Genomic DNA, 10,198 nt, shown 5'->3' on the forward strand with positions numbered 1-10,198 from the left:
AATGAAGGAAACACTAGGTTATTTGAGCCCGGTAGAATACAGGCGTTCTCTTGGATTAGCTGCATAGGCAGTCCAAGAAAATGTCCGCACCCCCAAGGCAACAGATAATAGTCTGTCTTCGCGGCGTTGTTCAAAACTTTCTTATTGTATTTGAAGTAGAAAACGTGTTTGGATGTGCCCAGGCTCATGTTGTCGCTGATGCTGCTGAAATTGCCTAAAGGCGACCAGGTCTTCAGTATGCCCGGCGTGACCGCCGAAAGCCTGTAAACGTTCTGCAGCCTGTAACCCTTCGGCATAGTGATCTTCTGAGCATAGGCTTTGTTCTCCAGGCCCTTTACGTTGACGGCGTAGGCCGTGCCGCGGATGAGATTGATCGATTCGTCCTTGAAATTCAAGTGGTCACCCTTTGCGACAAAAACGATCGGCGACTTGTTCAAATCATAGCCCTGCCACATTTCATTATTGCCGGCCGTGGCGGAATACAGGCTATTCAGCTGGGACAGCATCTCCTGATCCCTGCTGTTCAGGTCAGAGTAACTCGTATGGACTAGTTTGTTCATGGCCATATTCCCCAGGAAAATCACTGCAACCACTGCGACTATCACAATGACAGCGTTCCTGAGGCCGTGGCCCTTATGTTTGGTTTTGTTCATATACACACCTTTCTCCGGCGAATTATTTCGCCATGTCTTTCCTCCTTATCCATTTTATGAAATCAGTATCATAAAACTGTTCACATGTATTATGCCATAAATCCAGAAAAAGTCAAAACAGAAGTTTACCGAAGTGTCATTGACCTTTTGGTAATTGTACTTCTACTTTACTGATGCTATACTATAATTAATTGAAACTTACACCCATTATTGCTTAAATGCATTGGAAAGTGGTGATGATATGAATTTTGCAGAGATTTTAAATGAGTACATTGTGGACCTTGACTGTTCGGCAAAAGATCTTGCCGAGGCCTCGGGTCTCTCCGGCGCGGTCATCAGCCGCTACCGGTCCGGCGAGCGACAGCCGGAATTTGCCAGCGACCAGATTGAGAAACTGATCACGGGGATCACAGCCCTTGCCGAGGAAAAACAAGCGGCCGACATTACCCGGGATTCTGTAATATCAGCCTTTGCAACGGCTCTGGGAAACATTCAGTACGACTACTCCAAGCTGGTGGCCAACCTGAACACCCTCATATCCGTCCTGGGCATCAGCACCACCGAACTGTCGCGGGCATTGAATTTCGACGCCTCATTTTTGTCCCGTATACGCTCCGGCCAGAGACGCCCCGCCGACACGGAGGCCTTTATCACCGGCGTCTGCGCCTACATCGTGCGCCGTTACCCCGGAGAAAACGAGCTCAGCGCCATCGCCGACCTGACCGGCGCCGACATCAGCGAGATCGCCTCGAACGAAGACCGCCTGGAAAAACTGGGCCTGTGGCTATCATCAGGAATCGCCGACCCTCCGGACTACATGAGCGACTTTTTGCGCACCCTGGACGACTTCGACCTGGACGAATACATCCGCAGCATACATTTTGACGAGCTGAAGGTGCCAACCATGCCCTTCCAACTGCCCACCTCCAAACGCTACTACGGCATCGAAGAGATGAAGCAGGGCGAGCTGGACTTTTTCAAGTCAACGGTTTTGTCCAAGTCCGCGGAGCCGGTGTTCATGTGCAGCGACATGCCAATGGAAGACATGGCCGAGGACGTCGACTTCGGCAAAAAGTGGATGTTTGCCATCGCCATGACCCTGAAGAAGGGCCTGCATCTGAACATAATCCACAACGTGGACCGGCCGCTGAAGGAAATGATGCTGGGCCTGCAGAGCTGGATCCCCATTTACATGACGGGGCAGGTGTCGCCGTACTATCTGAAGGGTGTACAAAACAGTGTTTACTGCCACTTTAACTACGTGTCAGGCTCTGTCGCCCTGTCCGGGGAATGCATCAACGGCTTTCACAACGACGGGAAATACTATCTGACAAGGAACAAAGACGAGGTGGCATATTACAAAAAGAAGACTGCGGGGCTTTTGTCTAAGGCGACGCCGCTTATGGACATTTACCGCAAGAATAACGAAGTCGCCTTCAACACTTTCCTGAAAACTGATATGGAGGCGGGAGGCGCTCGCCATAATATGCTGTCATCATTGCCTCTGTATACCATATCGGAGGAGGTGCTTTCTGAAATTCTAAAGCGCCATTTCCTCTTCGATATCGACGGGGAGCGGATACTTGCCGCGGTCAGACAGCAGAAAAAATATGTCGAGATCCTACTGGAGAAGGACACTATGGTCGATGAGATACCGGAAATATCGGAATCGGAATTCGAGAAGCACCCGATGGTCGTTTCCCTTTCCAGCATATTTTACGATAATGAGATAACTTATACCTATGATGAGTATCTGGAGCATCTGGAGTTGACCCGCGCATATGCTGAAGCCCACGAGAATTACAGTATCAAACTGAATAAGGAGCTGGCCTTCCGCAACATCCAGATCACCATGCATAAGGGGAAATGGGTAATGATCTCCAAGAACAAAGCCCCCGCCATCCATTTCGTTATACGCCACTCTAAGATGGTAGAGGCTTTCAAGAACTTCACTGTGCCTGTGTTTGAGGAATAACTTACGCGTTAAAAGAAGAATGATTTCACCGCTAAAAAAAGGGGCAGAATTGATCTGTCCCCTTTCGGGTATTATGATTTACCTGGCATAAGCAGCATGCCTTTCTATTTGATTTTCTTTTTCAGGATGTTGCTCCAGGCGCCGTACTGTGTAAATGTCTGATCACCTGCTTCGTACTTGTAATAATATCTGCGCTGGAAGTAGTATGTCTTATTCTTCTTCAGTCCGCTGATTATCACCGTACCCTTACTTATCCTGGAAACGACTTTCGCCGACTTCATATTCTTCTTGGTGGAACACTTTACTTCCGAATACAACGTCGGGCGTCCGCCTGTGGATTTTCCAATAGTGTAGTACAATTTATTGCCCATCTTATGTAAACTGTTTGCAGTCAGTTTACGTTCTACTGGCTTGAATACAGCTATTTTCGTTGCCTTGGTGCCTGTGACCACCGCTCCGTCAGCCATTTTCTTCTGTGGATACACATACAGGTAAGTCATCTTACCGGCGGAAGTTGATGTAAAATACTTGTCCGCAACGGTAAAAGATGTACCTTCATACTTATCTATCGTGGCCATTTTCTTTCTTAAAGCCGCATTGCTGGCGGCATTTGAAAACTTGCCTAAAATCAGTTTGTATGAGCAGTCGCTGCTGTTTCCTTCCCATGTCACGACGGGATTACTATTATCTACGGATCCGACACTTAACTTCGTAACCGAAGCCGTATACGGCGTATATGCAAAGTTCTTCAGATACTTAGATTGCATGTAGCCGACCTGACCGCTGAAGTAAACCTTGGCCCAATCAGAATCCCTGCTTATGATGTCAATTTTTGCGCCATTACCCAACAGACCTATGGACTTTGAATTCAGATCTTTCTCCTCCCTGGCATTGATGCCAACGTATGGCGAAGGTTTAACTGTGGCTGTGCCCAGAATCTCCGGCGTGGTTTCCCCATTCAGTCTCAGATTCAGATAGCGGCTGTTTACATAATATGTCCCTACCCTGCCGCAGTATCCTGCCGTTCCGTTGCTCGTATTCCTGAACTTCACCTTATAATATGTGTTTCCGGAAGTGTTGTTAGCGGCAACCTTTTCGGCAGATATCACGTCGATTTTCTTATTGACGCCAAGAGCCCAGACAGCACCTGTGGCAGAATCTCCCGGCTCCGGCAGGATGCCGGCGGAATATGAAATCGTGCCTGTTCCGATGGAAGCCGGCTCCGATCCTGTAACGTAATTCTTCCCGGCGTCAATCCAGACATTCTTTCTTTCCAGCTTATAGAATCCAGGTACATGCACCGTGTTAAAATTTCCCGTAGTACATTGAAGGATGAATCCCGCAGACGTATCTAGAAAGCCTTCCGACCAATAATAAACATAGTTCTTATCATAGGCCACTATTTTCAATGGATCCGTTACGGTTGCATAATATGCGCAGTCCTTGTAAAAGTCACTGTTCAGACGGTAGAATCCCTTGCTCTGAAGGTAATCCTGCCATTTCTGCGCATTCTTATCCGGCTTATACTTACTATCGATTTCAACGCCCTGGATACTAGTCATACCGCTCGGCAGCGCATATGCCTTTACATTGGAATACATTTGCGTATCTTTGGCCCAGTATGTTGAGATCTTTCCATTTTTCTGAACATATCCCTTGGCTATGACCTTGATATCCGGATACACCTTGCTCAACTGTGTTTTCTTAAATGTGTCAAAGCTCTGTGAGTCGCTGGCACTTACGCTGATTGGCTGCGCCATGAAAATAGTGCCGACCAAAGCCAGGGACAAAACCAAGCTCAAAACTCTACCCGTCTTCTTTCTCATAGGAAACTCCTCTCAAAACTCAGTGGTTAGTAACTCAATTGTAACCTTTTGAGTGGAGCTTTGCAATAGGTTTTTGATTTTCCTACATCAACAATTAATATTTCACAAGGCTATGACCTACCCTGCTTATATTTCATTTATATATTTAGCAACATTATAAACATTATCAGCGACATCTGAAAAGCTAAGGTAATCAGCATATCTGTTATCCTCAATGTAATTATTCCACAAATCCATTAATGCCTCTTCATTCTTTATTTCTTCACATATTTCTTTCCAATCAGACAACACTGATTCCGAGCCTCTTTTTTTAGATGTTGCCTCTACTGCTGTAACTAAATATCTCCTATTAATTTCGCTTTTCCTGCTTTTAAATATAACATACAAGTCATAAAAATCTCTTGCTCGCGTATTTCCTATGTTCCTTCCGATTATAGTTTCATATTTTTCTGCAAGAATTGTTTCCAATGTGTATGCCATTACCGAAACAGATTTAGTCTCAAACATCATTTGATATGAATATTCTATAGCTGATGGCGTTATAATATCACCTGTAGTTATATCAATTTTCATAGGCACATTCATTTTTCCATACAGAGCATTAAAACTTACTCTAAAATTATTATATGCACCCACTTCATATATGGGTTCTATTTTCGTCATAATAAACTCTATTCCATCGCCTACATCAGTGGCTAATACCTCTTTAATAACTCTCTTGATTGTATCCTCTTCCATCCTCACGCCATTAACAGTTGTATCCATATCCATAGTAGTTCTCTCTGCAATTCCAATCATTGAAGCTATAAGAAGTCCGCCCTTCAGAATGAAATTAGCTTTATATCGAGATGCGGATAATCTTTCTATAACTCTTTCAAATAGATACATTTGAAGCACTTCCTGAGCATGTAAATCCTTCTCTTTAGCAACATTCCTAATCTTCCCCTTTAATTGTTCTGGTGTTTTCATATATTACTCCTAACTTAATACTTCTAGATAACTTCTGACGATTTCCTCAATCCCGAACCTTTTGCTATACTTAATAATTTTACGAAGATTATAATTACCTCCGAAGTACTCTTTAATAGCTTGCGTATATAACTGCTTGTCAATATTCCTTTTACTATGAATCAAATCACAGATGCATCTTTCTTTATCGTATACAATCACACTATTGCCAAGCGGAGTATTTACTGCTACTAAGCCCATATCCCACAACTCATTGCCTACATAATGAAATCTCACATTTGAGTTTTCCCTTTTTATTCTTGACGCATTATATCCTTGTGGAACTGTTACATCAATAATATGCGGCACTCTGTCTGACATGCCATGTAAATACAATGCTGTGCCATATGAAAATACCATTCTCTGGCTTCTTGCCTGTAGAACTTTGTACTCATCTTTCATGGCATTATTCAATGTGTATATGCCTTGTGATTCCCTGACTAAAAGATGATCATCCACATATTTTTTTAGAATAGTCCTGCTTAAACCTTCCTCTTCGATTTGTGATGTTTTAATAATACCATTTGATTCATCAGCGATTTCCTGCAGTTTATTCCACTTATTATCCATTGGATCACATCCCTTCAATAATTACTAGCGTACTTTAATTTTATCATTTTAACGTGCGTTTGTAAAGATATGTTTGTGCCTTTGCCTCCTTATATCAAAAAAACAGCGCAGGGATATTCCAATAATATCCTTGCGCATTCCTACCTGCGTCTGGTCCAGCCGGATACGACCTTCCCTATTAATTTATATCATTATCGCATATAACCGCTTTACCGTCAATGCCTTATCTAACAATCCCGGCACTACAATATATCATTATTCCGAAACAGCTGATTTAGCAATTGTTCTCTGTTATTAATAAACAGCGATGTGATCTTGTAGCTGTCTGTATCTTCGTATGCGCATGGATGGATCGGCCCATTATCAAAGGTCAGTATCTGTGCCTCCGGGTATCCGAGAAGAACTGGGGAGTGAGAGACAATGATGAATTGTGCGCCCTCCTTGACACACCTGTCGATCTCTATGAGCAACGTCAGCTGGCGCTGTGGTGAAAGAGCTGCTTCCGGCTCGTCCAGTAAATATAGCCCCTTTTCCCGAAAATTACTCTGAGCCATTTGCAAAAAACTTTCCCCATGTGATTGTTCATGCAGATGCTGTGGGTCTCCACCCGGCCCCTTGCTGTATTCTTCTTCCTTAGTCGCAACATTATAGAAGCTTTCAGCCCTGAGGAAATAGCCCCAATCCGCTTTTATTGTTCCCCGTGACAAACGAGTAGCATCACACAGCTCCGAATGCGAGTCGTAGGTAGAGAAGCTGTAATTCTTAGTCCCACCTTCAGGGTTAAATCCCTCGGCTATAGCGACTGCCTCCAGCAATGTGGATTTGCCGCTTCCATTTTCCCCTATAAAAAATGTAACGGGGTTGGTCAGCGTTATTCTCTCAATGCCACCGATGGCATTTATCGTCTGTAAATAACTATCCTCTTCTATTCTGTTCCAATCAATCAGTATATCATTTATAAACATCTTACTCGCCATTTCACTTAAAATTTCAGGGATAGAAAGATAGGAAGATCTATCTTGGGGATATATGAATCGGTTATAGCAAATGCAAATGTCTAAATAACTCTAGTTTTCGTTTTTTGCATTTCTAATCTTTCTAAATATCTCGTACTGCCTCTTTATCTCGCTATCCTCATCACTCATAACACCTTTTGCTTCTAAAACACGCTCAATTGCCTGGGCAGTGTCCATTGTGTGATACGCGAGATACTGTTCTCTTAGTTCTTTCCCTTTGATGATTTTATATACTTGAACAGAGGAATATTCATAGGTATAAGCAAAATACCGATATAGATACCCGATCCAATACATTTCATTCTTTGTAAATTTTACAGAGCCGTATTGTGACTCACCGTATTGCTTCTCTATTTCACAAAGCAGATCCGTAGGTTGCATCGTAGTCTCAAGAATCGCTGTACAGTCTATCGTTTTCGCAATCTTGCTATTCATAAATCTTCTGATAAATATTTCCGAACTTACCTGTGTTGATTCAACTGATAATTCGAATGTCTGTGCTTGTAATTCACATAGCAAAAGGCCATCTTTATCCATTTTCTTCATATAAAACACCAGCCTCCTTACACATTAGCATAACAACTCATCAATATACTTACCTTTTCCCCTATATTGTATTCTTGCTAGTTTCACTTTATCTTCACCCAATTTTGCCTCAGAACTTCTTACATTCTTATAGTATTCCTTTTCATTTACAGAAATATAGCATCGTTCCAATAAATTAATTTGTGACGCTGCTCTTTCGCTAATAAATACATACTGGAATCCCAGATTGGTGGCGGCAAGACAATGTTTACACTGTTCATCAGTTATTTCACCTACAATAAAAGAATTTATAATTTGAAACATTCTGTTATCAGCAATAGGCGCAATGATATAATCACAGTTTCTTGATTCTTCCACCAATTTTTTCACCTTCGGGTGATCCTGATATTCTTTCAGGGTACCTCTGTAATAGGCAATGGTCATCATCCAATCCTGATTCACATTATATTGTTTGCATTTAAGCCCCTTGTTTTCAAAATCAAGAAAATATGCAGAAGAGTTTTCAAATGCCGTCACAAAGGAAACTGCCTGTTCATAGCTTTCACCAGCATAAAAGCCCTGACCAAAATCATTGCTAGATCTTCCAACATGCACGTCAATAGATCCATCTATTTCGCTTTTTGCTCCATGAAACAGCAGTACATGATTCTTAGAGAGATTATCCTTCCACAACATCTCTTTTAAACGATTAATTTTGATATTCTTTCGAAAGGCAAATTCATAAACCATTTCTAATAGTTTAGCTGACGGCTTGTTCTTCTTGTTCTCATTCCTCGATATGGTTATCTGTTCAACACCAAGTTGGTTTGCTAGTTCCTCTTGTGTCAATCCTAAGATTTCTCTAATCGATTTCAAATCCTGTGCCAAATTGTAATCCATGTTTTCACCTCAACTTATTTATAACATATTACTTAAACAAGTTCAAGTCTTTTTATGTATGTGCATGGTACATTGTTTATAAACATCTTACTCGCCATTTTCCATTAACCATTCTGCTGCATCAACAACTCTTATACCTTCGTGCTGATACTCCGGCTGGTAAGTCCTTGCTATAAGCACTTTGGAATATCCATCCCTGATGCAGAGCAACGGATCGACTTCTCTTTCAAACGTACTCTTATCCGAAATATCATATGCAACCTGAATATATGTTTTGGTTCCGCGTTTGATTGCAACAAAGTCAACTTCCTTCTTGTACAATACTCCTACATATATTTCGTAGCCACGGCGAAGCAATTCTATAGCAACAATGTTTTCCAGAACCCTGCCATAATCCATATTTCTAGTACCAAGCCTGGCATATTTAAAGCTATGATCGGAAAGGTAATACTTATCAAATGTTATCCATCAAAAAATCGATCAGCTTCTGTACCAGCTGCTCATTACGCAATTTGTATTTATTTATTATGTCACGCACAATCAACGCGTTCAAAACATCATTGCCAATATAATTATACTTTTCCTCATTATTCCTATACAGATACGAACCGGCCAGACCGCCTTCTGTCATAAAATCGGTCAAAGCTAAATTGATATTATCATTTGGATAATACACCAGATACTCAGAAAACGAAAATGGGAACACCTGTATTTCAAATGTCCTTCCAACAAACCGGGAGTTAACACTCGTTCAGTAATTTTTGTAATTGTTCTACAAACTGCCCTATATGCAATCCATCAACAAAGGAATGATGTGCCTGTACAGAAATAGGAATCATAACTTTTCCATCTTTTTCATAGTATTTTCCCCAATCAAAAAGAGGGGTTGCATTATCCTTCTTCCCAGAATTTGTATGTGATATATGAGTATATGTAACCCACGGCATAGGCGAACATTGGAAAACATCATTTCCTAGAGGTACTGTAAAATATTCTTTCTGTTCATCTGCTGTTTTTGATGCCAATACACAGTATTCCTTCAAATCATCTACCATTGGAACATTTACTACCTTAAATAAATCGGTTTCCTTATTCAAATAAGTAAAGGCTGTATCTATTTTATCATAAAGAACCACTTGTCCGTCTACAAAACGATAGCGAAAGGCTTCTATTTTGTTTGCACACTTGCAAACTGCATATACCATAGCTAATGTAAACGATAATCCCTGTTCCTTGACCATACGCTTAAAATTTGTAATATCTGCTTCGAATGTTACACAAAATTCAGGTTCAACACTGTTTCTAAAAACCAAGCAGTGCATTTGCCCTTTCCCATGTTTTTTCATCTATTATCTGATATAAATTAGCCATACTTTATCCCTCCAAATTCCGATTTACAGAACTGTTCATTGTAGTCCCGCTATAAAAATATTACAATCCAAGTAATGACAATCCCCCATCCTCTTAACTTCAGTTTTGTCCTTACATTATACTACTCACCGCAGAATATGAAAGATCTACTTATTTAGTCGTTGAAATCAGCCGCATCCGCTGCAATAAAATAGCCGGAGCGGTATAGCCCGATCCGGCAAAAAGTGGTGGAGATGACAAACCCGCCATAAGGCGGGCTTTGATGTCTGGTGGAGATGAGGAGAGTCCCGCCGGGGGGCCCCTTCCCCGTCGCACCTTCGCTCCCCTTTCGGTCGCTCGGCGCACTCACTGTTC

Annotated in this window: 11 protein-coding genes; 1 reads left to right on the plus strand and 10 read right to left on the minus strand. The window is 41.9% G+C overall.

The features are described 5' to 3' along the window. The coding region (locus EV211_RS09795; RefSeq protein ID WP_207668017.1) for a hypothetical protein at positions 1–653 on the minus strand (653 nt) is incomplete at its 3' end. Between the two features lie 241 nt (positions 654–894). Here EV211_RS09795 and EV211_RS09800 point away from each other — a divergent pair. Next, positions 895–2,628, plus strand: a complete 1,734-nt coding sequence (locus EV211_RS09800) for a hypothetical protein (protein ID WP_133529256.1) — start codon at positions 895–897, stop codon at positions 2,626–2,628. Positions 2,629–2,732: 104 nt separating this feature from the next. Here the strand turns inward: EV211_RS09800 and EV211_RS09805 are convergent, their stop codons facing one another. The 9 genes from EV211_RS09805 to EV211_RS10830 all read right to left on the minus strand — a co-directional run. After that, positions 2,733–4,454: an SH3 domain-containing protein gene (locus EV211_RS09805; protein ID WP_133529257.1), complete on the minus strand. Its 1,722-nt coding sequence runs from the start codon at positions 4,452–4,454 to the stop codon at positions 2,733–2,735. Between the two features lie 126 nt (positions 4,455–4,580). Next, a complete protein-coding gene (locus tag EV211_RS09810) occupies positions 4,581–5,423 on the minus strand; it encodes a nucleotidyl transferase AbiEii/AbiGii toxin family protein (protein ID WP_133529258.1) in 843 nt (280 codons plus the stop codon). A 9-nt stretch (positions 5,424–5,432) separates the two neighbouring features. Further along, positions 5,433–6,032, minus strand: coding sequence for a type IV toxin-antitoxin system AbiEi family antitoxin domain-containing protein (locus EV211_RS09815; protein ID WP_133529259.1), 600 nt, complete (start codon positions 6,030–6,032; stop codon positions 5,433–5,435). 242 nt (positions 6,033–6,274) lie between these two features. Then, positions 6,275–6,997, minus strand: a complete 723-nt coding sequence (locus EV211_RS09820; RefSeq protein ID WP_243108601.1) for an AAA family ATPase — start codon at positions 6,995–6,997, stop codon at positions 6,275–6,277. Between the two features lie 102 nt (positions 6,998–7,099). Further along, the gene (locus tag EV211_RS09825; protein WP_133529261.1) at positions 7,100–7,594 is read right to left on the minus strand and encodes an antitoxin; all 495 of its coding nucleotides are present in this window, start codon (positions 7,592–7,594) and stop codon (positions 7,100–7,102) included. A 24-nt stretch (positions 7,595–7,618) separates the two neighbouring features. Continuing rightward, positions 7,619–8,473, minus strand: a complete 855-nt coding sequence (locus EV211_RS09830; protein ID WP_133529262.1) for a DUF3990 domain-containing protein — start codon at positions 8,471–8,473, stop codon at positions 7,619–7,621. Positions 8,474–8,560: 87 nt separating this feature from the next. After that, positions 8,561–8,872, minus strand: a complete 312-nt coding sequence (locus tag EV211_RS10945; RefSeq protein WP_243108603.1) for an ATP-binding protein — start codon at positions 8,870–8,872, stop codon at positions 8,561–8,563. Positions 8,873–9,213: 341 nt separating this feature from the next. Continuing rightward, positions 9,214–9,819, minus strand: coding sequence for a CatA-like O-acetyltransferase (locus EV211_RS09840; RefSeq protein WP_330564667.1), 606 nt, complete (start codon positions 9,817–9,819; stop codon positions 9,214–9,216). 179 nt (positions 9,820–9,998) lie between these two features. Then, positions 9,999–10,198, minus strand: a 200-nt coding sequence (locus tag EV211_RS10830) for a hypothetical protein (RefSeq protein WP_207668018.1), incomplete at its 5' end; no start/stop codon positions are given.

Origin of the sequence: Aminicella lysinilytica, assembly GCF_004362975.1 — a bacterium.
Classification (GTDB): Bacteria; Bacillota; Clostridia; order Peptostreptococcales; family Anaerovoracaceae; genus Aminicella; species Aminicella lysinilytica.

Bases quoted from the DNA above. Each gene is read 5' to 3' on its own strand.
- EV211_RS09815 (WP_133529259.1), bottom strand. From the start codon at position 6,032: ATGGATAATAAGTGGAATAAACTGCAGGAAATCGCTGATGAATCAAAT.
- EV211_RS09830 (WP_133529262.1), bottom strand. From the start codon at position 8,473: ATGGATTACAATTTGGCACAGGATTTGAAATCGATTAGAGAAATCTTA.
- EV211_RS09810 (WP_133529258.1), bottom strand. From the start codon at position 5,423: ATGAAAACACCAGAACAATTAAAGGGGAAGATTAGGAATGTTGCTAAA.
- EV211_RS10945 (WP_243108603.1), bottom strand. From the start codon at position 8,872: ATGGATTATGGCAGGGTTCTGGAAAACATTGTTGCTATAGAATTGCTT.
- EV211_RS09825 (WP_133529261.1), bottom strand. From the start codon at position 7,594: ATGAAGAAAATGGATAAAGATGGCCTTTTGCTATGTGAATTACAAGCA.
- EV211_RS09840 (WP_330564667.1), bottom strand. From the start codon at position 9,819: ATGAAAAAACATGGGAAAGGGCAAATGCACTGCTTGGTTTTTAGAAAC.
- EV211_RS09805 (WP_133529257.1), bottom strand. From the start codon at position 4,454: ATGAGAAAGAAGACGGGTAGAGTTTTGAGCTTGGTTTTGTCCCTGGCT.
- EV211_RS09800 (WP_133529256.1), top strand. From the start codon at position 895: ATGAATTTTGCAGAGATTTTAAATGAGTACATTGTGGACCTTGACTGT.
- EV211_RS09820 (WP_243108601.1), bottom strand. From the start codon at position 6,997: ATGTTTATAAATGATATACTGATTGATTGGAACAGAATAGAAGAGGAT.